The sequence below is a fragment of the Burkholderia sp. L-4 genome, from assembly GCF_056856535.1.
In genome coordinates this window covers 2,574,348-2,599,227 of record NZ_JBXEOX010000002.1, presented here as the reverse complement: position 1 = coordinate 2,599,227, position 24,880 = coordinate 2,574,348, and the positions used below count along the sequence as shown (strand labels likewise).

General features: G+C 67.5%; 23 protein-coding genes. 11 read left to right on the top strand and 12 right to left on the bottom strand.

From position 1 onward, the window contains the following. The first annotated feature begins 62 nt into the window (after positions 1-62). From trxA to AC1VVG_RS28535, 4 genes are read left to right on the top strand one after another with little or no spacing between them, the layout of a single operon-like run. A complete protein-coding gene (trxA, locus tag AC1VVG_RS28550; protein ID WP_059556672.1) occupies positions 63-1,286 on the top strand; it encodes a thioredoxin in 1,224 nt (407 codons plus the stop codon). 42 nt (positions 1,287-1,328) lie between these two features. Then, entirely contained in the window at positions 1,329-2,687 is a 1,359-nt protein-coding gene (locus AC1VVG_RS28545) for a TldD/PmbA family protein (RefSeq protein ID WP_175027751.1), read from the top strand. A gap of 12 nt (positions 2,688-2,699) precedes the next feature. Then, positions 2,700-4,175 carry a metallopeptidase TldD-related protein gene (locus AC1VVG_RS28540; protein WP_482837233.1) on the top strand — a complete coding sequence of 492 codons (1,476 nt, stop codon included), beginning with the start codon at positions 2,700-2,702 and terminating at the stop codon, positions 4,173-4,175. Between the two features lie 40 nt (positions 4,176-4,215). Beyond that, positions 4,216-4,647 carry a Fis family transcriptional regulator gene (locus tag AC1VVG_RS28535; protein WP_241510306.1) on the top strand — a complete coding sequence of 144 codons (432 nt, stop codon included), beginning with the start codon at positions 4,216-4,218 and terminating at the stop codon, positions 4,645-4,647. Positions 4,648-4,707: 60 nt separating this feature from the next. Here AC1VVG_RS28535 and AC1VVG_RS28530 read toward each other — a convergent pair whose 3' ends face one another. Both AC1VVG_RS28530 and AC1VVG_RS28525 read right to left on the bottom strand, forming a co-directional pair. Next, complete coding sequence (locus AC1VVG_RS28530) at positions 4,708-5,466, bottom strand: SDR family oxidoreductase (protein ID WP_069704632.1); 759 nt, start codon at positions 5,464-5,466, stop codon at positions 4,708-4,710. Positions 5,467-5,606: 140 nt separating this feature from the next. Beyond that, complete coding sequence (locus AC1VVG_RS28525) at positions 5,607-6,551, bottom strand: LysR family transcriptional regulator (RefSeq protein ID WP_034187951.1); 945 nt, start codon at positions 6,549-6,551, stop codon at positions 5,607-5,609. 166 nt (positions 6,552-6,717) lie between these two features. Between AC1VVG_RS28525 and AC1VVG_RS28520 the strand changes: the two genes are divergently transcribed. Continuing rightward, positions 6,718-7,932: an FAD-dependent monooxygenase gene (locus tag AC1VVG_RS28520; protein ID WP_034187950.1), complete on the top strand. Its 1,215-nt coding sequence runs from the start codon at positions 6,718-6,720 to the stop codon at positions 7,930-7,932. Positions 7,933-7,983: 51 nt separating this feature from the next. Here the strand turns inward: AC1VVG_RS28520 and AC1VVG_RS28515 are convergent, their stop codons facing one another. Then, entirely contained in the window at positions 7,984-8,919 is a 936-nt protein-coding gene (locus AC1VVG_RS28515) for an alpha/beta hydrolase (protein ID WP_059556670.1), read from the bottom strand. Positions 8,920-8,980: 61 nt separating this feature from the next. Then, entirely contained in the window at positions 8,981-10,078 is a 1,098-nt protein-coding gene (locus tag AC1VVG_RS28510) for an OpgC domain-containing protein (RefSeq protein WP_034188001.1), read from the bottom strand. Positions 10,079-10,459: 381 nt separating this feature from the next. On the opposite strand from AC1VVG_RS28510, the gene AC1VVG_RS28505 reads away from it, so the two are divergent. Next, positions 10,460-11,614, top strand: coding sequence for a porin (locus tag AC1VVG_RS28505; RefSeq protein WP_034187948.1), 1,155 nt, complete (start codon positions 10,460-10,462; stop codon positions 11,612-11,614). A gap of 37 nt (positions 11,615-11,651) precedes the next feature. Here the strand turns inward: AC1VVG_RS28505 and AC1VVG_RS28500 are convergent, their stop codons facing one another. Further along, a complete protein-coding gene (locus AC1VVG_RS28500) occupies positions 11,652-12,563 on the bottom strand; it encodes a LysR family transcriptional regulator (protein ID WP_482836968.1) in 912 nt (303 codons plus the stop codon). A gap of 142 nt (positions 12,564-12,705) precedes the next feature. On the opposite strand from AC1VVG_RS28500, the gene AC1VVG_RS28495 reads away from it, so the two are divergent. Together AC1VVG_RS28495 and AC1VVG_RS28490 are read left to right on the top strand one after the other, a co-directional pair. Further along, positions 12,706-13,707: an aldo/keto reductase gene (locus AC1VVG_RS28495; protein WP_034187946.1), complete on the top strand. Its 1,002-nt coding sequence runs from the start codon at positions 12,706-12,708 to the stop codon at positions 13,705-13,707. Between the two features lie 114 nt (positions 13,708-13,821). Then, the gene (locus AC1VVG_RS28490) at positions 13,822-14,562 is read left to right on the top strand and encodes a sulfite exporter TauE/SafE family protein (protein WP_124670985.1); all 741 of its coding nucleotides are present in this window, start codon (positions 13,822-13,824) and stop codon (positions 14,560-14,562) included. Between the two features lie 104 nt (positions 14,563-14,666). On the opposite strand, the gene AC1VVG_RS28485 is transcribed toward AC1VVG_RS28490, so the two are convergent. The 3 genes from AC1VVG_RS28485 to AC1VVG_RS28475 form a co-directional block, all read right to left on the bottom strand. After that, complete coding sequence (locus AC1VVG_RS28485; RefSeq protein ID WP_124608791.1) at positions 14,667-16,838, bottom strand: hypothetical protein; 2,172 nt, start codon at positions 16,836-16,838, stop codon at positions 14,667-14,669. A gap of 497 nt (positions 16,839-17,335) precedes the next feature. Further along, positions 17,336-17,722, bottom strand: a complete 387-nt coding sequence (locus tag AC1VVG_RS28480) for an ester cyclase (RefSeq protein ID WP_059556718.1) — start codon at positions 17,720-17,722, stop codon at positions 17,336-17,338. A gap of 35 nt (positions 17,723-17,757) precedes the next feature. After that, positions 17,758-18,654 (bottom strand): LysR substrate-binding domain-containing protein, encoded by an 897-nt coding sequence (locus AC1VVG_RS28475; protein WP_034187943.1) that lies wholly within the window; start codon positions 18,652-18,654, stop codon positions 17,758-17,760. A gap of 497 nt (positions 18,655-19,151) precedes the next feature. Here AC1VVG_RS28475 and AC1VVG_RS28470 point away from each other — a divergent pair, with 497 nt between their 5' ends. The 3 genes from AC1VVG_RS28470 to AC1VVG_RS28460 all read left to right on the top strand — a co-directional run bounded on the left by AC1VVG_RS28470 (position 19,152) and on the right by AC1VVG_RS28460 (position 22,093). After that, on the top strand, positions 19,152-20,003 hold the full coding sequence (locus AC1VVG_RS28470; protein WP_226227408.1) for a peptidoglycan DD-metalloendopeptidase family protein: 852 nt from the start codon (positions 19,152-19,154) through the stop codon (positions 20,001-20,003). 210 nt (positions 20,004-20,213) lie between these two features. Beyond that, on the top strand, positions 20,214-21,113 hold the full coding sequence (bla, locus tag AC1VVG_RS28465; protein WP_482836967.1) for a class A beta-lactamase: 900 nt from the start codon (positions 20,214-20,216) through the stop codon (positions 21,111-21,113). Between the two features lie 107 nt (positions 21,114-21,220). Beyond that, positions 21,221-22,093 (top strand): LysR substrate-binding domain-containing protein, encoded by an 873-nt coding sequence (locus AC1VVG_RS28460; protein WP_034187999.1) that lies wholly within the window; start codon positions 21,221-21,223, stop codon positions 22,091-22,093. A 36-nt stretch (positions 22,094-22,129) separates the two neighbouring features. On the opposite strand, the gene AC1VVG_RS28455 is transcribed toward AC1VVG_RS28460, so the two are convergent. From AC1VVG_RS28455 to AC1VVG_RS28440, 4 genes are all read right to left on the bottom strand, one after another. Beyond that, positions 22,130-22,465: a type 1 fimbrial protein gene (locus AC1VVG_RS28455; protein ID WP_034187940.1), complete on the bottom strand. Its 336-nt coding sequence runs from the start codon at positions 22,463-22,465 to the stop codon at positions 22,130-22,132. A 363-nt stretch (positions 22,466-22,828) separates the two neighbouring features. Next, a complete protein-coding gene (locus AC1VVG_RS28450; RefSeq protein WP_034187939.1) occupies positions 22,829-23,083 on the bottom strand; it encodes a GlsB/YeaQ/YmgE family stress response membrane protein in 255 nt (84 codons plus the stop codon). Positions 23,084-23,212: 129 nt separating this feature from the next. Next, on the bottom strand, positions 23,213-23,989 hold the full coding sequence (locus AC1VVG_RS28445; protein WP_034187938.1) for an ABC transporter ATP-binding protein: 777 nt from the start codon (positions 23,987-23,989) through the stop codon (positions 23,213-23,215). Continuing rightward, positions 23,986-24,879 (bottom strand): ABC transporter ATP-binding protein, encoded by an 894-nt coding sequence (locus tag AC1VVG_RS28440; protein ID WP_069704638.1) that lies wholly within the window; start codon positions 24,877-24,879, stop codon positions 23,986-23,988. Before AC1VVG_RS28440 ends, AC1VVG_RS28445 begins: the two co-directional genes overlap by 4 nt. Position 24,880 lies beyond the last annotated feature (1 nt).

The following is a 24,880-nucleotide window of genomic DNA, read 5'->3' as shown; positions in this document are numbered from 1 at the left end:
GACGCTTGCACCTCACCGGGGGCAAGGTCCGACAAAACCGAACTGATGGACAGGAACGTGAAATGAGCGATTTGAAAAGTGTGACCGCCGCGAGCTTCGAGGCCGACGTGATGATGAACAGCCGTCCGGTGCTGGTCGACTTCTGGGCCGAATGGTGCGGGCCGTGCAAGGCGCTGGCGCCGACGCTCGAGAAGGTGGCGCGGAACTTCGACGGCAAGGTCGACATCGTCAAGGTCAACGTCGACGAGCATCCGTCCTTGCGCGAGCGTTTCGGTGTGCGTGGCATTCCCGCCCTGGTGCTCATGAATGGCGGCCACGAGGCGGGCCGCATCGTGGGCCCCCGGTCGGCCACGCAACTGGCGAGTTATCTCGATGCGCACCTGGGAACCGTCACGCAGCTGGCCAGGCCCGAAGTGACGCTTCGCGCGTTCGGCGGTGATCCGCAGGTGAAAGCGGCGCGCATCGCACGGTTGCGCGATTATCTGGATCACAAGCAAGCCGCGCTGGACACCCCCATGTGGCCGGACAAGATCAGCGGCGCACTGGAATTCGTCGCCGACTCGCATGATCCGGACGAGTGCGCATCCGTGTTGGGCATGCCGACCGATGTGGTCGAGGCGGTGACGGTCCTGTCGAGCTATCGAGGCACCCATTTCAAGGCGGCGCTGTTCGTGGCGGACTGGCTGGAAAGCGTGCCGGTCGGCGCGAATCTCTCGACGCTGCCCGGCCGGCTGCTGGTGTCGATCCTGTCGAGCCGGATCGTCTCGGACACGCTGGAGGGAGAATCGAGGTTGCTGGCGATTCGTGACGAGCTGGTTTCGCTGCACGCGGCGGAAACGGACGGCGCTCCTGTGGCGGACGCGAACTGGGCGGACGTCCGACAGGCATCCAGGGCGGCGGCGGCCGAACTCGGCGACGGGAGTGCTGCCGTGGCCGCCGAGGTGCTGGAGGCCGCTTCGTCGTCGTTGGCCCGGAATCCGGACGTCTTGAAGGAATTCGTCTTTTCACTTTGCAGCTCCGTGCGGAAATGGCTTCAGGTCAAATGCAACTGGGGCGCGCAGGACGATGCGCGCTTGAATCAATTGGCGGAAGGGGTCTTCAAGCAGGCAATCGACGCCGGCGTCGAGCCGCCGCGGGGCAGCGCGCTGATGGAGCGGGCGGCGGAGGTCGATCCTCAACTCGTGGGGCGTTTCCTGTCCTATTACGAGGACGGCCATCTTGCCGCGGCCGAGCGGGGCAGCGCGATCGGCGACATGCTGATCGCGCTCACTGGGCAGACCGCCTGACGCATTCGACGACACGATGCCGCATGGCGGAGGAGCAGGCTGATGCAATCGAGCAGTACGCAGTTGCAAACCGTTGCCGCTGAACTGGCGAGTTCGGCGGAGCGTGTGATCGCGTTCGCGCGGCAGGCGGGTGCCGAGGGGACGCGCGTGGAGATCGAGGCCGCCGAATCGAGCGCCGTGACCGTGACGAACCGGGTACAGACGGAACGCAGTTTTTGCGGCACCCTGGAGATGACGGTGACGGTGTTGCGCGACGGAAAACGCGCTTTCGCGAAATCGTCGGACCTGTCGGACGACGGGCTGAAAAAGATCGTTCGCGCGGCGATCGAGAGTACCGCCGCAACCGAGCCCGATCCCGCGGCCGGATTCGCCGATTCGAGCCAGTTGGCCAGGGACTTTCCCGATCTCGATCTCCATCACCCGCTGGATTGGTCGCTCGACGATATCGGTGCCCATGCGCAACGCGCCGAGGATGCGGCGTTCGCACATGACCCTTCGATCAAGGCGTCGAAGGGCGTGACGGTGAGAACGATGTCGGGCACGTCGTTGCTGGCCACGTCGGCGGGGTTCCATGCGACGGCGCCGTGGTCCGTCCATTCGATCGCATGTGCGCCCGTCGCGTTCGGCACCGGCGAGAAGCAGATCGGTTTCTGGGGCCATGCAAGTCGCGCATTCGACGATCTCGCGAAACCGGAGGAGGTCGGGGCGCTGGCCGCCAGGCGAGCCATCGACGCGCTCGGCGCGACGCAAGTCCCCACGCAGCAATGCCCGGTTCTGTTCGAGCCGTCGGCGTCGCTGGGGCTGCTGGCCGAACTGGTGTCCTCGGCATCGGGGGATGCGCTGTACCGGAGCGGATCGTTCTTGAAGGATGACATCGACGCGCCGTTGTTTCCGCCGCATGTCCAGCTTGACGAGGATCCATTCGTCAGGCGCGGGATGGCCAGCCGCTGCTTCGACAGCGACGGCATTCCGGGCGGGCGCCGCAAGGTGGTGGAGGACGGCCGCCTGCGCGGGCTGTTTCTCGGACTTTATGCGGCGCGCCGCTTGAACCTGACGCCCACCGGCAACGGCTACGGGCCTCACAACCTCGACATGCGCAGTACACGGACCCAGCCCGGCGACGACTTCGCCGCGATGCTGAGGAAGCTGCATCGCGGACTTCTGGTCACGGAGATGGTCGGCGGCGGCGTGAACCGCCTGACCGGCGATTTCTCCCGCGGCGCCAAGGGGTTCTGGGTGGAAGACGGCGAGATCCGCTTCCCGGTGAGCGGTATCACGATAGCGTCGAATCTCCGCCGGATGTTCGGCGGACTACAGGCGATCGGCAGCGACGCGTTGACGAGGGGATGGGCGACCTCCGGATCGTGGCTGATCGATGCAATGAAGATCGGGGGAGCTTGAAGCATGAGTGACATGAAGCAGCGGCAGGTATTGCGGCCTGCCCGCGAGGAGATCCGCACGCTGGCGCGGCACGCGCTGCTGGACCGGCATGGCATCGACGAAACGGCGCTTTTTTCCGCGATGGGCATCGCCCTCGGCCAGCGATGGGACTTTGCGGATGTCTTCCTCAAGGAAACGACCGCGGAATCCTGGTCGCTGGAAGGCGGGGCCGTGCGCGCGAGTTCGTATCGTTGCGATAGCGGCTTCGGACTGCGCGTGTTGAAGGGAGAGCAGGCGACGCTGGCGAGTTCGCAACGCATCGACGCGATGGCGCTCCGGCATGTTGCGTCGCGACTTAGCGAAACCGGAAGCGGCATGTCGCGTGACGGCTCGGCAGCGATGCAGCGCAGGCCGGTTGCAACGGCACGATCGTTCTACGACCCGGCTCATCCGTTGCGGACGATGGAGGGAGCGGACAAGATCGCGCTGCTGAAGACGCTCGACGAGATCGCCCGGGCCGCCGACCCGCGCGTGATCGAAGTGCATGCCGTGCTGAGCGCCGTGCATGAAACGATCTGGATCGCCCGATGCGACGGCCTGAGTGGCGGCGACGCGCGTCCGCAACTGGCCTTGTGGATCAACGTGCGCGTCAGGTCCGGCGCGCGCGTGGAGAGCGCGAGCGGAGGGATCGGCGGGCGCTATGGCATCCGGACGTGGGATGACGACGAACTTCGTACCTTCGTGCGGGAGCGTGTGACGGCCGCCCTCACGAAGCTGCAGGCGCGGCCGGCGCCGGCCGGAAAAATGACGGTGGTGGTCGGCCCGGGCTGGAATGGCGTCTTGCTGCACGAAGCGGTCGGCCATGGACTGGAAGCCGACGGCGTGCGCCGCGGGACGTCCGCCTTCGCGGGACGCCTCGGCGAAAAGGTGGCGTCCGGGAACGTGACCATCGTCGACGACGGAACGCTCCAGGGGGGCCGCGGTTCCTTGAATATCGACGACGAAGGGTGCGCGACGCGGCGCACGACCTTGATCGAGAACGGCGTGCTGCGCGCGTACATGCAGGATGCGCTGAGCGCGAGGTTGATGGGAATGGAGCCGACCGGAAACGGCCGCCGCGAGGGTTACGCGTCGCCGCCCATGCCGCGCATGACGAACACGTTCATGCTGAACGGGGACCACGAGCCGCAGGAAATCATCGAGTCGGTACGCAACGGTATCTACGTGTCGGGTCTCGAGGGCGGGCAGGTCGACATCACGAGCGGTCAGTTCGTCTTCGAGGCATCCGAGGCCTACCTGATCGAAAACGGCAGGATCACCGCGCCGGTCAAGGGCGCGACGATCACGGGCCACGGCCCCGACACCATCCGGAACATCAGCCTGGTCGGCAACGATCTCGCCTGCGATCCCGGCAGGGCGACGTGCAGCAAGGCGGGGCAGTCGATCCCGGTGGGCGTGGGCCAACCGACCGTGAGGGTGGATGAAATGACCGTCGGAGGCACCGCATAGTCATGGCCGTCGAGGCGGCGCATTGCCGGTGGAATGGAACGTGAATAAATGGGCTCATCGTCTCAGTCAGTCCAGCCGCACGCAACGCGAGGCGAAAACGGAACTGCTGCCCTTGCCGAGGCCGATACGCGATGCCTTGTCGCTGGAGTATCACCTTCAGCTCGAAGCGCTGCATGCCGGGGTGGGGTCGCTTGTCGCGCTTCAGGTCCTGATGAGGACCGTGATCGCCACGGGCATCCTGTGCGAATACGGCTACGGGGATGTCGAGGACGCTTCGTACAAGGACCTGGAAAAGATCGCGAACCACGCGTTTTCCTCGGGTTGCCAAGGGCATTTCCATTTCGACGGCGACGCATTCCATCTGTTCGCGAGGGTGCTGACAACGCATGATTTGCAGCTGGAAGTCGCCCCCGTCAAGGTGATCGACGAAGTCGCGAAGCGCCTGCAGCGATACTGCACGGCGACCCGGTGATCGGGTTCCGAAGAATCGGCCGGTGCGGCGCGCGCAACGCGCCTTCGCCCGCAGCGCGCGCTATCCGCGCCCCACGAACGGCATCGCGGTCGCCATGATCGTCATGTTCAGGATGTTCGTGTCGAGCGGCAGGTTCGCCATCTGGACGATCGCGTTCGCGACATGCGCGACGTCCATCCGCGCCTCGGGCGCGAGGCTGCCGTCCGCTTGCGGGACGCCTTGCGTCATCCGTTCCGTGAGCGAGGTCGCCGCGTTGCCGATGTCGATCTGGCCGCATGCGATGTTGTACCGGCGGCCGTCCAGCGCCAGCGATTTCGTGATCCCGGTCACCGCATGCTTGGTGGCCGTGTACGCGATCGTATCGGGGCGCGGCGCGTGCGCCGAGATCGAGCCGTTGTTGATGATCCGGCCGCCTTGCGGCGTCTGCGCTTTCATCACGCGCCACGCGGCCCGTGCGCACAGAAAGACGCCGGTCAGGTTCGTCGCGACGACGCTGTTCCACACGTCGAGGTCGTATTCGTCGAGCGACACGACCGGGGCGTTGCGTCCGGCATTGTTGAACAGGACGTCGAGCCGGCCGAATTGCTGCGCGATCTGCGCGAACGCGCGGTCGACCGACGCCTCGTCGGTGACGTCGGCGGGAAACGCGTGCGCGTCGCCGCCGGCGGCGCGGATGGTGTCCTGCGTTTCTCGCAACGAGGCCTCCGTGCGCCCGAGCAGCGCGACGGTGAAGCCGGCCTGCGCGAGCGCGATTGCTGCTGCCCGACCGATGCCGGAGCCGGCGCCCGTAACGGCGGCGAATTTCTTCGAGACAGACATGGCTTGATTTCCTGCGGGTTGAGTGAGGAACGAGGCGGCCGAGGTTCGATGTCGTCAGCCCTTCGGCAATGTAGTCGAAATGCGCGGCGCACGGATTCGAGCGATATCGGCACTCGTGTCCGACCACGCGGCGAAGGCGATCATTTCTTCCGGCCAGTCGCGGCCTTCCGTGCTCGTGCGCCCGTCTCCGCGAACAGGTCGACCACGACGTCGCGCAGCCAGCGGTTGCCTTCATCCTGATTGACGCGCGTGTGCCACAACATATGGATCGGCGTGCCGGGCAGCGCGACGGGCAGCGCACGCCAGCCGAGCGAGAACGGCGCGGCGAGCTGCTGCGCGAGATGCTCGGGCACCGTCGCGATCAGGTCGGTGCGCTGCAGGATGTAGCCCACGCTCATGAAATGCGGCACCGTCAGCCTTACCCGGCGCTTCACGCGGCGCCGCTGCAGCCATTCGTCCACCTGCCCGTGACCGGTGCCGGCCGACACCACGACCAGATGTTCGGCGTCGCGCCATGCGTCGACCGTCAGCGCCGCTTCCTCGAGCGGATGGCCGCGCCTGAACAGGCACACGTAGCGCTGATCGAACAACCGGCGCTGATAGAACCCGCCCTTGAGCTGCGGGAGCAGGCCGATCGCGAGATCGACGCGGCCGTCGGCCATTTCGTCGCCGAGGTTGACGCTCGTGTTGCGCACGGTATTGAGCGCGATGCCCGGCGCCGCGCGCGCGAGGTGTTCGAGCAGCGCGGGCAGGAACACGACTTCGCCGATATCGGTCATGCCGATCGTCAGCGTGCGCGTGGCGCGCAGCGGATCGAAACCGGTTTCGGGATTCAGCGCGGCGTGCAGCGTCGCCAGCGCATGCGACACGGGTTCGGCCAGGCGTAGCGCGAACGGCGTCGGCACGACGCCGCCCGGCCCGCGCACGAACAGCGGATCGCCCAGCCGGCGGCGCAGCTTCGCGAGCGCGTTGCTGACGCCCGGCTGGCTCATGTTCATCTGTTCGGCGACGCTCGACACGCGCCGCTCCTGCATCAGCCGCTGGAAAAGCAGCAGCAGGTTGAGGTCGATCTCGCTCAGTTCCATGGGTTTCGCGGTGCCCGGTTCATTGCATTCCGTGATGAAGCAGATTCATTTCATTTTATTGCGGGATGAAAGTCCACTCCTGAAAATACCGATACGGCCCATGCACTCGACATGGCCGCTGCGCAAGGCGCGGGCCCCACACGGAAATATCGGAGACACCTTCATCATGCAGACGAATCTGAAGATTGCGATCGTCGGCGCCGGCATCGGCGGCCTGACGCTCGCGCTCGCATTGCGCGAGCACGGCATCGACGCGCAGCTCTACGAGCAGACCCATGAATTGCGCGAAGTCGGCGCGGCCGTCGCGCTGTCGGCCAATGCGACGCGCTTCTACGAACGCATGGGCTTGCGCGCGGCCTTCGATGCGGTGTGCGCGGACATCCCGGGGCTCGTGTATCGCGACGGGCGCAGCGGCGCGGTGATCGGCCATCATCGCGGCGAGCCCGACTACCGCCGGCAATTCGGCGGCGCGTACTGGGGCGTGCATCGCGCGGATCTGCAGGCGGTGCTGTCGAACGCGGTCGGTCCCGACTGCATCCATCTCGGCCATCGTCTGGTCGATCTCGCGCAGCATCCCGATCGCGTGACGCTGTCGTTCGACAACGGCACCCGCGTCGACGCCGATCTCGTGATCGGCGCGGACGGCGCGCGTTCGATCACGCGGCGCTGGATGCTCGGCTACGACGATGCGCTGTATTCGGGCTGCTCGGGTTTTCGCGGCGTGGTGCCGGCCGCACGCATGGACCTGCTGCCCGATCCCGACACGATCCAGTTCTGGGTCGGGCCGCACGGGCATCTGCTGCACTATCCGATCGGCGACAACGGCGACCAGAACTTCCTGCTGGTCGAGCGGCATCCGTCGCCGTGGCCGTCGCGCGACTGGGTCATGCCGGCTCAGGAGGGAGAGCAACTGCGCGTGTTCGGCGACTGGCACCCGGCCGTGGTGCAGATGATCACCGCGGTGCCGATCAGCCAGCGCTGGGGGCTGTTCCACCGTCCGCCGCTCGGCCGCTGGAGCCGCGGGCGCGTGACGCTGATCGGCGATGCCGCGCATGCGCTGGTGCCGCACCACGGGCAGGGCGCGAACCAGTCGATCGAGGATGCGGTGGTGCTGGCGGCACAGCTCGCGAAGGCCGGGCCCGGGAAGTGGCGCGAGGCGCAGGAAGCCTACGAGCGGTTGCGTCGCGGCCGCACGCGCAAGGTGCAATACGCATCGATCTCCGCGGCCGACGTGCTGCACCTGCCCGACGGGCCGGCCGCGCAGGCGCGCAACGCGCGTCTGGCCGACCGCGATCGCGTGCTGCAGCACCTCGACTGGATTCACGACTTCGACGCGCTCGACGATGAGCCGAGCGAGCGGCAGGGCGGTACCTGGCTTTGAGCCCGATGGCGGACGCGACAGGTGTTGCGTTCGCCGGTTATCGGCCGGTCGTCACTTCACGCACTCCAGCGCGTACTTCAACCCCTGCCCGAGCACCCCGCGCCACACGTCCCACGTGTGCCCGCCGTCGACGATGCGCAGCTCGGCCGGATTCTGCGCGCGGCGCAGGTGCGTGTACAGCACGCTCGATTCCGCCTGGATCGTCAGGTCGTCGTCGCCGGCCGCGATGAACATCGGCACGCGCCAGCTGCGCGCGAAATAGCCGCGCAGCAGCGCCGGGTAGTTCAGCTCGTGCCACACGCGTGAATCGAACTGCCGGTCGCCGAACACGCCGACGTAGCGCGCGGCGGAATTGAGCGGCGGCTCGTTCGCATAGATCGCGGGGCTCAGCAGCATCGCGCCGCAGAACAGGCCCGGCTCGAGCAGCGAGAAGCGCAACGCGCCGAAGCCGCCCATCGACACGCCGCCGATCGCGCGACCCGCACGCTGGTTCGACACCGCGAAGTGCGCCTCGACCTCCGGCAGCAGGTCGTTGAGGAACGCGCTCTGCATCTTCTCCTTGCGGTCGACGTACCAGTCGGTGCCGCCCTGCGGCATCACGATCACGACGGGCGGAATCTCGCGGCGCTCGATCAGCGTGTCGGCGGTGGCCTGCAGGCGGCCTTGCGTGACCCAGTCGTTCGCGTTGCCGGCATTGCCGTGCAGCAGGTACATCACCGGGTAGCGCGCGCCTTCCGGGTTGTAGCCGGGCGGCAGGTAGACGGTGTATGACCAGTCGCGCTTCAGCGACGCCGACCGGAACGTGCGCAGCACGACGCTGCTGCCCGGGTTGACCGGCGGTTCCTGGGCGCTCGACGGTGTCGTGGCGGTCTGGACGGCCGGGGGCGGCGGCACGGGCGAGACCGGCGGCGCGGCCGGCGTGGCGCCGGCGGTGGCGATGGAGCCGGCGATCAGGGCGATGGCGAACGGAAGGGCGAGTCGGCGCATGGCGAAGCGTTTCAGGAGAGGCGCCGGCTATCGTAGCAGCGGCGCGTGACGGCGCGGCGCGTCATCGCCGCGAACGGAACGGCAGCCGCGCGACGAGCGGCCCGTAGAGTTTGGCGACGAGATACAGCAGGCCCATCGCGACGGCGTCGGCGGCCAGGCCGAGCGGCACGTTCAGATAACCTTCGGTCGCCTGGTAGAGCAGCGAATCGACGGCGAGCGAGATGCCGGTGCCCGCGACGAAGCACAACAGCCCCTGCCGGCCGATCGTGCCGATCCACGGCATCGCGTGCGCGACCTTCTTCATCCAGCCGAGGTGCACGAGCTTCGCGGCGAGCCATGCGATCGCGAGGAAGTTCACGAGCCGCAGCGCGCCGAGGTTCTGCTTGATCGACGGATCGGTCGGGAACGGCTCGATGCGCAGCCGGTAGTACGCGCCGGCCGCGACGATCGCGAGCGAGCCGGCCGTCAGCAGCCAGCCCTGCGGGCGGGGAGCGAGTGTCTGGTAGACGGGCTGGCAGCGCGCGATCACGCCGAGCACGAACAGGAACTGCCACGCGAACGGGTTGAAGTCCCACGGCACGCCTTCGACGGTCGGCAAGAAGCGTGCGACGTGCGGCGCCGCGTACCAGAGCGACCCGCTGAACGCGAGCAGCAGCCACGGCTGCGTGCGCGCCAGCGGCAGCGTGAGCGGGACGAGCAGCGCGAAGAACGCATACATCGGCAGCACCGACGCGAGGTACGGCTGGCGGCGGAACAGCAGGATGTCGCGCAGCGCGGCGAGCGGCTTGTGCAGCAGGCCGTCGAGGTCGTTGGTCGGCATGTTCGGGCCGTCGATCGCGAACGCGTTCAGCGCGGCGGTGATCAGCAGCATCAGCCCGGCCGTCACGAGGAACGCGCGATAGATCTCGAACGCGCGCCGGATGAAGCGCTGGCGCGCGGCGGCCTCGTCGTGCCGTTCGGCGAGCGAGTTGTAGGCAATGGCGGTCGCGAAGCCGCCGAGAAACACGAACACCTCGGCCGCGTCGCACAGCGCGTATGCATGCAGCGTCACGCGCGACAGGATGCTGCCGCCGATATGGTCGACGACGATGACGAGCAGCACGAGGCCGCGGAAGAAATCGAGTTCGGCGTAGCGGCCGGCCCGGGCAGGCGCGGTCATCGGACCGCCGCCCGGCGCGCGCCGCGGGCGCGGCCGGCACGGGCCGCGCATGAGTCGGGGTGAAGCATGACTTCGTGAAGAAATGGCGAACGGATGCGCATTGTGCCACCGATGCGACACCCACCGGGTTTACGCGGATGGCGGGCCCGCCTGCCGCTGCCGATAAGCCCGGTCAGGCGGTCGGCGCAACCGGGCAGTTGGACGAGCGCAACGCTTTGCGCACGGCGACGCCCCCCCGATGGACGGACGGTTTCCGACGTGACACCATTTTATCCTCACGCGGCCGCACACCGCGTCGTCCGCCCTGCGGGCCACACATACAACAGACCAAACATTCGCTGGGCGCTCGGCCCGCCCGGCCCCCGGCTCCGGAGATACGTCATGAAGAAGCACGCCATTTTTGCCGCCGCGCTCGCTGCATTCGCCGCGCCGGCCTTTGCCCAGAACAGCGTGACGCTGTACGGCCTGATCGATGAAGGCATCAATTACACGAACAACGTCAACGTCAATGGGGTCGGAAAGACGAATTACCAGCTCGCGAGCGGCTACGCGCAGGGCAGCCGCTGGGGGCTGAAGGGCAGCGAGGATCTCGGCGGCGGGCTGAAGGCGATCTTCACGCTGGAAAACGGATTTGACGTCAACAACGGCCGGCTCGGCCAGGGCGGCCGCATGTTCGGCCGCCAGGCGTTCGTCGGGCTGAGCCAGTCGCGCTTCGGCACGCTTACCTTCGGCCGCCAGTACGACGCCGTCGTCGACTATCTCGCGCCGCTGACCGCGAACGGCAACTGGGGCGGCACGCTGTTCTCGCACCCGTTCGACAACGACAACACGGACAACTCGTTCCGCGTCAACAACACGGTCAAGTACGCGAGTCCCGACTGGAACGGCCTGACGTTGGGCGGCACGTACAGCTTCAGCAACAGCACGGGCTTCTCGAACAACCGCCAGTACAGCATCGGCGCGCAGTATTCGCTGGCCGGGCTGCAGGTCGCGGCCGCCTATCTGCAGGCGAACAATCCGGGCATCGGCAACGCGGGCGCGATCGCGGCCGACGACGCGAACTTCGTCGCCGACCGCCTGCGCATCTTCGGCGGCGGCGTGAACTACACGTTCGGCCCGGCGACGGTCGGCGTCGTCTACACGAAGACGGACGTGAAGAACCCGGTGTCGACCGTCTACCTGCCGGCCTCGACGTTCGCCGGCCTCGGGCTGACCGCGACCAAGTTCCAGAACATCGAGATCAACGGCAAGTACCAGCTCACGCCCGATTTCTATCTCGGCGCGCAGTACGTGTACACCGACGGGAAGTTCGATGCGGCCGCCGGCTCGTTCAAGCCGAAGTACCACACGGTCGGCCTGATGGCCGACTACAGCCTGTCGAAGCGGACCGACGTGTACCTGCAGGGCGCGTGGCAGAAGGTGGCCGGCGACAAGACCGGCACGGCGGCCGATGGCGGCTACGTCGTCGGGACCGACGGCCCGTCGGCGTCGTCGAACCAGTTCGCGGTGCGCGCCGCGATTCGCCACAAGTTCTGATCGGCGGGCGGGGCCGGCGCCCCGGCGTCGGCCCGCGTCAGTCCGCCAGGTGGGTGCCGCCGAGCGTGTCGGCAAGCCAGTCCACGAAGATCCGCACGCGCGGCGCCAGGTGCCGGCCGTACGGGAACACCACCGACACGGGCAGCGGCCCGGCACGCCATTCCGGCAGCACTTCGACCCGCGAGCCGTCGGCGAGCAGCGGCGCGAGCCCCTCGCGCGGCGCCTGGATCAGCCCGAGGCCCGCGAGGCAGCAGGCGAGATACGCCTGCGAACTGTTGACCGACACGACGCTGTGCATCTTCACCGCGTGCATCTCGCCCGAATCCATGTCCGCGTATTCCCAGTCCAGCTCGCGGCCCGTCCGGCTCGAGAAATAGCCGACCGCGACGTGGTCCGGCAACTCGTCCGGCGAGCGCGGCGTGCCGTGGCGCGCCAGATACGCGGGCGACGCGCAGTTGATCTGCGCCAGCTCGCCGATGCGCCGCGCGACGAGCGACGTGTCGGACAGCACACCGACGCGTACCGCGCAGTCGATGCCGTCGGCGACGAGATCGACGAAACGGTCGGTCGTGCCGATCACGACGCGCAGGTCGGGGTAGCGCGCGTGGAAATCCGGCAGCGCCGGAATCACCTGGTGCAGCGCGAAGCGTTCGGGCAGGTCGACGCGGATCACGCCGCGCGGCGACGCGCCGGCGTCCTCGAACAGCGTTTCCGCATCGTCGAGATCGGCGAGCAGCTGCACGCAGCGTTCGTAGTAGGTCGCGCCTTCGGCCGTCAGCGCGACGCGCCGCGTCGTGCGTTGCAGCAGGCGGATCTTCAGGTGCTTTTCGAGATACTGGACGGCGTTGCTGACGGTCGGGCGCGGCAGGTGCAACTGCTCGGCCGCTTTCGTGAAGCTGCCGAGATGGGCGACGCGCGCGAAGATGCGCATTGCTTGCAGATGGTCCATGCGGGCGGAAGCCTGGGCGGGGAGGAGAACAGGCTCCATTGTTAATCAGCGTCGAATGGTTTGGTGGCGCGTTTCGCGTTTATCGCGCGGCGTCGTGCGCCCAGAATCCGTTCCATCCACTCACCCTTCGGAGGAAACGGACATGGACACGCGTCAACTGGGCCGCACGGGCCCGCAGGTATCGGCGATCGCACTCGGCTGCATGGGTATGTCGGACTTGTACGGGCCGGCCGACCGCGACGAGAGCATCGCCACGCTGCACGCGGCGCTCGACAACGGCATCACGATGCTCGACACCGGCGATTTCTACGGGATGGGCGACAACGAGATGCTGATCCGCGACGCGTTGCGCGGCCGCGCGCGCGACCAAGTGCTGATCAGCGTGAAATTCGGCGCGCTGCGCGATCCGGCCGGCGGGTTTGCCGGCTACGACGCACGGCCCGTCGCGATCCGGAACTTCGTCGCGTATTCGCTGAAGCGGCTCGGTACCGACTACATCGACATCTACCGGCCCGCGCGCGTCGATCCGGCCGTGCCGATCGAGGACACGGTCGGCGCGATCGCCGATCTCGTGAAAGCCGGGTACGTGCGCCATATCGGGCTGTCCGAAGCCGGCGCCGACACGATCCGCCGCGCGGCGGCCGTCGCGCCGATTGCCGACCTGCAGATCGAGTATTCGCTGCTGTCGCGCGGCATCGAAGCCGACATCCTGCCGGCCTGTCGCGCGCTCGGCATCGGCGTGACGGCCTACGGCGTGCTGTCGCGCGGGCTGCTCGGCGGGCGCTGGAGCGCGGCACGGCAGGGCGAGCGCGACTTCCGCGCGGCGAGCCCGCGCTTCCAGGGCGACAACCTCGTACACAACCTCGCGCTCGTCGACGCGCTGCGTGCGATCGCCGACGAGAAGGGCAGCAATCCGGCGCAGGTCGCGATCGCGTGGGCGCTGTCGCGCGGCACCGACATCGTGCCGCTGGTCGGTGCGCGCAAGCGCACGCAGCTGCAGGACGGTTTGCTGGCGACAAAAATGCAACTAACGGTCAATGATGTCGACCGCATCGAAGCGGCGGTACCCGCCGGGTCGGCTGCCGGCGAGCGTTATCCCGCCGCCCAGATGGCCCACCTCGACAGCGAGCACGGACGGGGGTGAGCCAGGGGCCGGCCCGTCCGGCGGGGCCTAGCCAGCCTCAGGCAAAACCAGATGGCGGGCTGCGTGGCGGAGCGGCACCATCGGCGCCGTACTCGACCGGATGGAACCGCCTCCATGCAAATTCATACGCTGACAATCATCGTGCTGGTGTTCCTGCTGGCCGGCGCGGTCAAGGGCATGATCGGGCTCGGGCTGCCGACGATCGCGATGGGGCTGCTGACGCTCGCGATGCCGCCGTCGGCCGCGGCGAGCCTGCTGCTCGTGCCGTCGTTCATCACCAACGTGTGGCAGTTGGGCCTCGGCCCGTCGTTCGGGCCGCTGCTGCGCCGGCTGTGGCCGCTGCTCGCGGGCCTCACGATCGGCACGCTGACGGGCGGGCTGCCCGCGCTCGCGGCCGGCAGCACGTGGACGCACGCGGCGCTCGGTGTCGTGCTGATCCTGTACGGGGTGTGGGGGCTGGCCGCCGCGCGGCTGCCCGCGCCGGGACGCCGCGAGAAATGGCTGTCCGCCGTGGTCGGTTACCTGACGGGCGTCGTGACGGCGGCAACCGGCGTGTTCGTCGTGCCGGCCGTGCCGTATCTGCAGGCGCTGCGGTTGTCGAAGGACGACCTGATCCAGGCGCTCGGGCTGTCGTTTACCGCATCGACGATCGCGCTCGGCCTGCAGTTGCGCGTATCGGGTGCGTTGCAGACGGTCGACCTCGGCGTGTCGGCACTCGCGCTCGTGCCGGCCCTGGCGGGGATGGCCGGCGGGCAGTATGCGCGACGGGTGATGAGCGAAACGGCGTTCAAACGCTGCTTCTTCATCGGGCTGATCGCGCTCGGCGCGTATATGGCCGTTGCGGGGTGGCTGTGAACGGGTACCACGCGCCGCGCGTGGGCGCTGCCCCTTGCTGAAGCGCCCGAAGCCGGCTCAAGCGGCCGGCTTCGGGCGCGTTCACGTGGCGCGAATCACACGGTTCAGGCCGGGTCGGCGTACTTCAGCGACCACCCGAACGTGCGCGTCGTGCCCGCGCCGAGTGCGAACGGCTTCGTCGTGCACGCGAAGTTCGAGTGCAGCTGGCCGATCGGTGTCGTCGACAGCGGGTTCGTCGTGCCGTTCGCCGTGTCGAAGGCGGACAGCGCGCAGGTGTCGAACCCCGACGCCGCATAACCGGTCGCGGCGCTGTTGGCGTACGTCACCGACACGCCATCGCCGTTGGCCTGCGTCGATGCGAAATCCGCGAACGACGTGAAGTCCGTCTCGACCGCGAGGTTGCCCGCGAGCGTACCCGAGCTGAGCGTATCGCTGCGCGAGATCGTGCCGTGCGCGAACGTCAGCACCGTATGCACCTGCAGGTCGAGATCCGTCGTGTAGGCGGCGTTCTTCGATGCGAGGCGGAACTTCGTCGTATCGAACGACACGATCACCTGGCCGTTGGCTTGCTGCACGTTCAGGTTCTTGTAGTACGTGACGGGAATGTACGTCTTCGCGTTGTACGTCACCTGCGGCACCAGCAGCGCGTAGCCGAGGTCGGTCGTGCCGTAGATCAGCTTGTCCGAGAACGGTACCGGGTAGTACGGCGTGTACGAGTTGTAGTCGGGCGCCTGGCTCAGGTTCAGGTTGATCACGCGCCGGCCGTCGCGCACGGTGAGCAGCGCGGCGCTGTACGGATGCGCGGCGTCGGTTGGCTGGTTGTACCAGGTCAGCGTATAGCGCGGCAGTGCGTCGAGCCATGCGCCATAGTCCGCATCGGCCATCGGCGCCTTGCCGCCGAAACCGAGCTTGTTCCACCACGCGTTCACGTACAGGTACTGGTGCAGCAGGCTGAAGTTCTCGCCCATCACGCGCGGCTTGCCGCGATACGCGTCAGTGCCGCGGCCCTTGACCCACATGTTCACCGACGGTGTCGGCAGCGACGGGTCATACCAGTACGTGTCGAAACGATGCGCGGCCTGGTAGATGAACGTGTACGCGACGCGCTTCTCCTGGTCGGTCAGCACGCCGGCGTTGGCGGCGGCCGTCAGCACTTCCATGAACGCGGAATCGCCGTACGGGCCGATCGAGCGGCCGTAGTTGAAGCCCTGGCCGCTGGCGTTCAGCTGCGGCAGGATCAGGTCGACCGACTTGCGCAGATAGCCCTTCAGTTCGGGCGTGAGATTCGCCACGTTGTCCATCTCGAACGTGCGCTCGACCACTTCGCCAATCAGCAGCGTGCTGTAGCGGTCGAAGCGCGCCTGGTCGTAGTAGGTCGTGTGCGTGTTCGACGCTTCATCGGAGAAGCCGCCGGAAGAATCGTTGCGGATGTGGTTCGTCAGCGTGTACAGCAGCGCATCGCGCGCGCCCATCGCCGCGACGGACGGATCGGTCTTCGACGCGAACGACGGGCTGCTCCAGCCGAGTTTCTGGCGCAGCCCGGCAATGCCGTAGGACACCGCATAGTAATTCTGCGCGGTGTTGAGCGACGCGATGTCGATCGGCGTGCCGGCGGCCGGGCACGTGTTGGTCTTGCCGCTCGCATCGGGGCCGAACATGTCGCAGAAGGTGAGGCGCTGCTGCAGTGTCGCGAGCATCGCGTCGCTGAAGACTTCGTTGAGCATCCCGTGCGCCTTCAGGTTGTTCAGCGCGACGAGATAGTAGTACTCGCCCCACGACGTGTTCGCGTACGTGTAGTTGCCGCCCGACTGCGCCATCATCGCGGTCGTGATCGTCTGGTAGGTCGCGAGGTAGCTCGCATACTGCGGGTCGTTCTTCGACTTCATGTCGATCAGGATGTACGACAGGCCGAGCGCGAGCTTGCCGGGCAGGAATTTGTCGCCGGTGTTCGTGTCGAGCACGTGGACGGGCGTGCCGTCGCCGAGATCCATCACGACCTGCGTGAAGTCGGGCGATTTCCGGATCAGGTCGAACAGCGCGCGCATCTGGCCCATCATCGTGACCGGCACGTTCGTGCCGGCCGGCACGCTGGTGTCGGGCGCGCCGTAGACGAGCGCCTGCAGCGAGTTCGCCGCGAGCGCGGGGGGCGTGGACGTGGACGGGGGCGGCGATGACGGCGGCGTATCGGTCACGTCGTTGCCGCCGCACGCGCTGACGAACACGACGGAAAGGGCGCTGAGCGCGGCGCCGAGCGCGAATCTGCTGCGCGGATGCATTGTGTCTCCAGTTTTGAATAGTGATGAAGGACGGGCGGGTGTGGCCGTTGCCGCGCTCGATGCCCGTACCTGACCGTCGCCTTGCAACCCTGATCCCTGAAGGCGGACGGCCTGAATCACAACTCGAGCGGGCAAGCGTTTCCCCTGCGCGGACCGTGGCCGACGTCGCGCCGATGAAGTGGAAAACGTTTTCCAAATTTAGGCATCGCGCGGTGCGATGTCAATGAACTTTCACGTCGGAGGCGCCGGTGAAAACCCGGATGGTGGGAATGATCGGACAGGTGCGCGAATCAGAATTTCGTGAAAATCACGCAAGATATTGCCGATGGGCGAGCGCGTTTCATCCTGGGTGCGGGCGGTGGCGTGGCAAGCGGCAGGGCTGAACGACGGCACGCTCTCGGCCAGTCATGAGAGAAAACGTTATCCATAAGGGCCGAAGTGCATCAGGCGGGAAATCGGATCGCCGATCCCGACCGGCAGCGGCTGCCGCGACGGGGTTAAAGCTGTGCCTCGATCGCGGCCTTGTCGATCACCGACCAGACCTGGCGGATCTTGCCGTCATGAAACTCGTAGAACACGTTCTCGGCGAACGTGACCTTGCGGCCGTCGACGGCCAGCCCCATGAACGTTCCTTTCGGCGAACAGGCGAAACGCAGCCGGCACGCGACGCGCGGCGGCTCGCACGCGAGCAGCCGGATCTCGAAGCGGAGATCGGGAATGTCGCGGTAGTCCCGTTCGAGCATCGCGCGGTAACCGGCGAGGCCGAGCGGGCGGTCGTTGTGGATCACGTCGTCGGCCACGTATTCGCCGAGCGCCTGCCAGTCCTGCCGGTTCAGGCAGTCGATATAGGCGCGATAGCGGGTGGCGAGATCGGTGTCGGTCATGGTCATGGCTCCGAGTATCGACGAGACCGCATGCGTCACCGCGACGCCGCCTCGCCGGACAAGAATGCGACGAATTCGCGCGTGTACTTCGGCAGCGCGTCGAACGAGCGCGCGCAGAGCGTCAGTTTCCGGTGGCTCCACGGATCGGACAATTCGACGAGCCGCACGTCCATCGTCTGCATCGCGCGCTCGGCCGCATGACGCGACACGATGCCGATGCCCACGCCGCTCGCGATCACGCGGCAGATCGCATCGAAGCTCTTCAACTGCACGCGATAACGGATCCGCTTGCCGAGCGCGCGCGCCTGGTCGGCGAGATGCACCTGCAACGCGCTACCGTCGGTGAGGCCGATGAAATCCTCGCCGGCGATCGCGTCGAACGCGACCTTCTCGTGCGACGCGAGCGGATGCGCGGCCGGCACGACGACGATCAGCCAGTCCTCGCGGAACGGCTTCTGTTCGAGCCCGCCGAGCCCGACCGAATCGGCGACGATGCCGACCTCGGCCGTCTTGTTGCGGATCGCATGCACGATCTCCTGGCTCGAGCGCTCCTCGACGCTGACCGACAGCTTCGGGTGATGCGGCAGGTAATCGGCCAGCGCGTCGGGCAGGTATTCGCTCAACGATGCCGTGTTGCACAGCAGCCGGATATGGCCGCGCAGCCCCTGGCCGTATTGCTGCAGTTCGCCGCGCATGTGGTCGATCTGCTGCAACACGGTGCGCGCATGGTGTTCAAGCGCGCGGCCCGCGTCGGTCGCCTGCGCGCCCGACTTGGTCCGGTGCAGCAGCGGCACGCCGAGCTCGTCCTCCATGCCGCGGATCCGCTCGCTCGCGGCCTGCAGCGTGATGTGCGTGCGCTCCGCGCCGCTCGTGATCGTGCCGGCTTCGCAGATGTTCAGGAAGAGCCGCAGGTCGGTCAGGTCGAAGCGCATGATGGGCGGGGCGTGAGGACGTTGTCGAATGGCCGATAAGTTAGCAGGAACCGCCGCGCCGGTCTCAGGCGCAGCCTGAGGCCCGCTTCGACGGTTCCGCATTTCCGGGGCGCGATCGATGGCCGATCATGGCTGCACATCAACCGGGGAGCCTGTCATGCAGATCGATTCGTCATGGGGCGTGTCGTTCAAGATCGCGCTGCATCTGTTGTTCCTGTGCATCGGCATCGCGTGGGCCTGTGCCGAATTCGTCGGATGGTTGCGTTGAATCGAGCGCCTATCGAGATTGATCCTTCATAGTTTTTTGAAACGAAAATTCTTCCGTTTTCCTGCAACAAGACCATCAAGTTTTTCCGAATCGGACCGTATTACCGGTATCCAATGCCGGCCGGCATCCGGTTCGTGATCGTTTGTCATCATTGTTTGCATCCGGTTACACGTCGGCCGTTCCGTTTTTGAGATGCTTGAAAGATTGTCAAACCGGAGTCGGATCGTCCATGAAAACGCGCGAGATTCACCGCAACGCGGCGTGGCTGCCGGGCCTGGCAGCCGCGCTCGTCATGGCCGGTTGTGCAAGTACGCAGTCCGTCCCGCCGAGCGACACGCTCGCGGGCCCCACGTCGAACCAGCCGGCTTCCGCTCCGTCGGCGGCCACGTCCGCCGCGCTGCCGCCGGCGCCGATTCTCGTCGCGCAAAAGTACGTCGTGAAGCGCGGCGACACGCTGACGGGCATCGCGTCCGCGAACGACTGCAGCGTTGCCGACCTGCGCACCTGGAACAAACTGCCCGCGCACGGCAGGCTGCGCATGGGGCAGGTACTGCGCATCGTCAAACAGCAGCCGTTGCCGCCGGCCGGCGCGGTCGGCACGCAAACCGCGGCGGCCAATGGGGCCGCGGGAAGTCAGGCAACGTCGCCGAGCGCCGCGTCGAACGCGAGCGACCGGCAGGTCGTCAAGGAAACGAAACGGCATGCGGGCGGGGTCGCGCTCAAGTGGCCCGCCAACGGCAAGATCGTCGACGGGTTCCGGCCGGGGCAGAACCGCGGCATCCAGATCGCCGGCCGACCGGGCGACCCGGTGCGCGCCGCGGCCGACGGCCGTGTGATGTATGCGGGCACCGGCCTGAACGATTACGGCAGCCTGATCATCGTCCAGCACAACGCCGATTTCCTGACCGCGTATGCGCACAACCGCAAGCTGCTCGTGAAGACGGGCGACATCGTGCGCCAGGGTGACGCGATCGCCGAGATGGGCGACCTCGACAACTCGCGCGTCGCGCTGCTGTTCGAGGTGCGGCGCGACGGCAAGCCGGTGAATCCGATGCCGTACCTGCCTTCGTCGCAAGGGTGACGCGGGGCCGTTTTGCTGGAACGTGGCGGCGCTCGCTGCTACGCTAGGGGCTGTTCATGCGCGTCCCGCGCATGGCGGGGCCGACGGGCGTCATTCGGGGATGCGCGGCGAATGCCGTCGCGGGCCGGCCGTCGGCATGAACCGGCGCGCTTCGTCGAAGCGCGCCCGCGTTGCTTCGTGCCACCGTTTCCGACAGAACACACCGCATTCATGGAACACTCTCCGACACGCCGCTCGCTGTTGCTTGCCGCCGTTGCCGCACCGTTCGTCGCCGCGTGCACGTCCGCGCCGGTCGCCGACCAGGGGCGCGCCCATACCGCGCAGGCCGAACTGGCCGCGCTCGAAAAAGCCTCGAACGGCCGGCTCGGCGTCGCCGCGCTCGATACGTCGAATGGCGTGCGTATCGCCCATCACGCGCGCGAACGCTTCCCGCTGTGCGGCACCTATGCGGTCATGGCGGCCGCCGCGATGCTCGCGCGCGGGTCGCTCGACGCGTCGCTGCTGCCGCGCCGCATCCTGTATCGTCGTTATGAAGTCGTGTCGGGCTCGCCGATTACCGAAAGCCGCGTCGACACGGGCATGACGATCGCGCAGCTGTGCGAGGCGATGCTGCAGGCCGGCGACAAGGGGGCGGGGAACCTGCTGATGGGCGTGCTCGGCGGCCCGCAGGCCGTCACGTCGTTCGCGCGCGAGAGCGGCGACACGACGTTCCGCCTCGACCACTTGGAGCCCGAACTGAACCGGGCCGCGCCCGGCGACGAACGCGACACGTCGACGCCGGTCGCGATGGTCGACACGCTGCAGCGATTGCTGCTCGGCGATACGCTGCACGAGCCGCAGCGTACGCAGCTGACGGAATGGATGGCCGGTGGCGCGCGCGGCGCGACCGGCATCGCGGCGGGCGTGCCGCCGGGCTGGCGCGTCGCGGACAAGGCCGGTACGGGCGGCTACGGCACGACGACCGATGTCGCGGTGCTGTGGCCGCCGTCGCGCGCGCCGATCGTGATGGCCGTGTCGTTCACGCAGCAGCGGGCCGACGCGGCGGCCCGCGCGGACGTCGTCGCGTCGGCGGCGCGCATCGCGGCGGGTGCGTTGACCGCGACGGCCTGACCGTCCGGCGTCTCGCGCAACGCGCACGTTTGGCTTATCGTGTCGGTCTGTGCGCGCCGGTGTCGGCGCGCGGCCCTTTCGCGCCGTATTTCCGTTTCCCGTTCGCCATGCGCCGACTTCCGCCCCTGCACGCGTTGCAGATCTTCTCGACGGTGGCTCGCCACCGCAGCTTCACGCGCGCGGCCGAGCAGCTGTGCATCACGCAGGGCGCGGTGAGCCGGCAGATCCAGACGCTCGAGGCGCACTACGGCTTTCCGCTGTTCAAGCGGCATGCGAAGGGGCTCACGCTGACGGCGGAGGGCGAGCAGCTGCTGCCGGTCGTCAACGAGAGCTTCGCGCGGATCGAGGACATCTCGATGAAGCTCACGCGGCAGCGCACCGATCTCGCGCTGAAGGTGCCGACCTGCGTGATGCGCTGGATGCTGCCGCGCATCATGCGCTTCCAGGGCGAGCATCCCGATCTCCATGTGCAGATCACGACCGCGTGGCAGCACGTCGTCGATTTCTCGACCGAGCCGTTCGATGCGGCGGTCGTCTACGGCACGTCGCCGGGCCCCGGCGTGTTCGCGCTGCCGCTGTTCGACGAACGGCTGACGCCCGTCTGCGCGCCCGAATTGCGGCAGGCGTCGCCGCTCGATACGGTCGGCGATCTCGCGCGCCATACGCTGCTCCATCCGACGCGCGACCATCGTGACTGGCGTGCGTGGCTCGACCATGCGGGCGAGCGCGGCGTCGATCCCGCGCGCGGGCCGACGTTCGACACGCTCGATCTCGCGACGAACGCGGCGATGCAGGGTTTCGGCGTCGCGATCGGCGACGTGACGCTCGTCGACGACGACGTCAGCGCGCGCCGGCTCGAACGGCCGTTCGACATCGTGCTCGAAACCGGCGCGCGCTACTTCTTCGTGTATCCCGAAACCATCGGCAGCCAGCAGAAGATCCGCGCGTTCAGCGACTGGATCGCGCGTCATCGCGACTGACGGGCGGCCACGGCGGCGGGCGCCCGACGGCGGATTTTACTGGTAGGTCACGACGGCGATCATCGGCGCATGATTGCTGCCCGTACGCTCAGGTAAAACGATTGCGCGCGAGGCCTGCGTAAAGGTCGTGGTCTTGATCGTGCGCAGGCTGGCCGCGTCGACGAACGCGACTTGTCCGCTTGCCGGACGCGGGCAGTCGGGGCGCACGTGTGCGTGGGCGACATCGGCCGTATCGAGCGCGAACGAGCAGGGCGGCTCGACGATCATGCCGGAGAAGTGAATGATGCCGGACGTGCCGCCGGCAAAGGACGAGGACGTGGCCAGAAGCGAGCCAGCCAGGACGAACGAGGCGGCGAACAGGCGATGCTTCATGACAGGCTCCAGAGAGGAAGCGCGTCGCAGCGGGGCCGCTCGGGTGGCAGTCCGTCAACGCTGCGATGCTGTATGCGTAAACGGCAAAACCATCGGACCTCTTGAATCGAAAAATGGAAATAAAGGGAATAAGCAAACCGCGCGTTATTCCTTCAATCAATTTATCTCAAATTTGCGCGTCCGCAAGTCGGGGATTCGCCGGTCGCGTACGCTCGCTGGAAGACCATTGGCGGATGGAGGAGCGTGCCGTTGAATCGTTGCGAAGCCAACGAATCGGTAGTTACCCGGTCTCCGGCTCGCCACAAGCAAAACGGCCGCTCTGACGAGCGGCCGTTTTGCATTGACACGACGCGAGCGCGGTGTTCAGCCCGTGCGCTTGCGGATCGCGCCGACGACCACGAGCAGCACGATCGCGCCGATGATGGACGCGATCCAGCCGGCGCCCTGGCCCGGCGCATACCAGCCGGCGGCGCGGCCGACGTAGCCGGCGATCAGCGAGCCGACGACGCCGAGCACGACGGTCATCAGGATACCCATCTTGTCGTCGCCGGGCTTGAGCGCGCGGGCGAGGAGGCCGACGATGAGCCCGACGACCAGGGTTTCGATGAATTGCAGCATGAACGCCTCCCTATTGCGATTGAGCTGTTGATGAAAGGAAATGGACCCGCGTCGCGCGCAAGGGTTCCATGCAACGGCCAGCTGGCGCGTGGCGTGCCGAGTATCGCACGCCGGCGCGTCGCGCGGATGTCAGTTCGCCGGTGTTGCAACCACCGGGTCGAGACGGCGGTAGCCTTCGGTCGCGTTCAGCAGCGTGCGCGTGTAGTCGCGTGCGACCTGTCCTGCCCGCACGTCCTCGACACGGAGCTGTTCGACGATCTCGCCGTGCTGCATGACCGCGACGCGCTGGCACAGGAAGCCGATCACCGCGAGGTTGTGGCTCACGAGGATCATCGTCAGTTGGCGTTCGCGATGCAGGCGGCGCAGCAGGTTCAGGATTTCTGCCTGCACCGACACGTCGAGCGCGGACGTCGGTTCGTCGAGCAGCAGCACGCGCGGTTCGACGATCAACGCACGCGCGATCGCGACGCGCTGCCGCTGGCCGCCCGACAACTGGTGCGGATAGCGAAAACGGAACGCGGGGCCGAGGCCGACCTCGGACAGCGCGCGGGCGATGCGCGCATCGGCGTCGCCGATCGCATGGATCGACAGCGGCTCGCGCAACGTCTGGTCGACCGTGAAGCGCGGATGCAGCGACGCGTACGGATCCTGGAACACCATCTGCACGTGGCGGCGGAACGCGCGATCGGGCGTGCCGCCGACCGGCCGTCCGTCGATCGACAGGCTGCCGGACGCGAGCGGCACCAGGCCCGTCAGCGCACGCAACAGCGTCGACTTGCCGGAACCCGATTCGCCGACGAGCCCGAACACTTCGCCGTCGCGCACCGCGAAGCTCGCGTCGCGCACGGCGTCGACGTGACCCGTGCGGGTCGGAAAACGGATCGATGCGTGATCGACGTCGATCATCGTGCTGCCTCCTGTCGGCCGGCGGGCTCGAGCCACGCCGGATCGCGGCGCAGCACGGGCAGTTCGTCGGGCGGGTTCGCGAGCGGCGGGGTCGCCGCGAGCAGCCCGCGCGTGTAGGGATGCGAGGCGTCGCGCAGGTCGCGCGCGGCGCAGGTCTCGACCACGCGGCCCGCATACATCACCGCGACGCGGTCGCAGAACGACATCACGAGCGGCAGGTCGTGGCTGATGAACATCAGGCCCGTGCCGTGGCGCGCGATCATCGCGTCGAGCACCGCGAGCACCTGCATCGACACCGCGACGTCGAGCGCGGACGTCGGTTCGTCGGCGATCAGCAGGCGCGGGCCGGTCGACACCATCATCGCGATCATCACGCGCTGGCCCATGCCGCCCGACAATTCATGCGGATACGCATCGGCGACGCGCGCCGGGTCGCGGATCTGCACGGCGGAGAGCGCGTCGACGATCCGGTCGCGCAGCGCGCGGCCGCGCAGCCCGGGCTCGTGCAGACGGAACGCTTCGCCCATCTGCTTCGCGACCGTCATCACCGGGTTCAGCGAATACTTCGGGTCCTGCAGGATCATGCCCATCTGGCTGCCGCACAGCCGCCGGCGCTCGCGCGGCGACATCGCGAGCAGGTCGTGGCCCGCGAAGCGCATCGTGCGCGCCGACCAGCGGGCGGCGTCGGGCAGCAGGCCGAGCAGCGCGCGGCCCGTCAGCGACTTGCCGGAGCCCGATTCGCCGACGATGCCGAGCCGTTCGCCGGGGGCGAGCGTCAGCGACAGGTCGCGCACGGCGTCGGTGACGACGCCGTCGTGGCCGCGAAAGCCGATCTTCAGCCCGTCGATCTCGCAGAGCGGGGCGGGCGCGGGGGCGGTATTCGTCGGCATG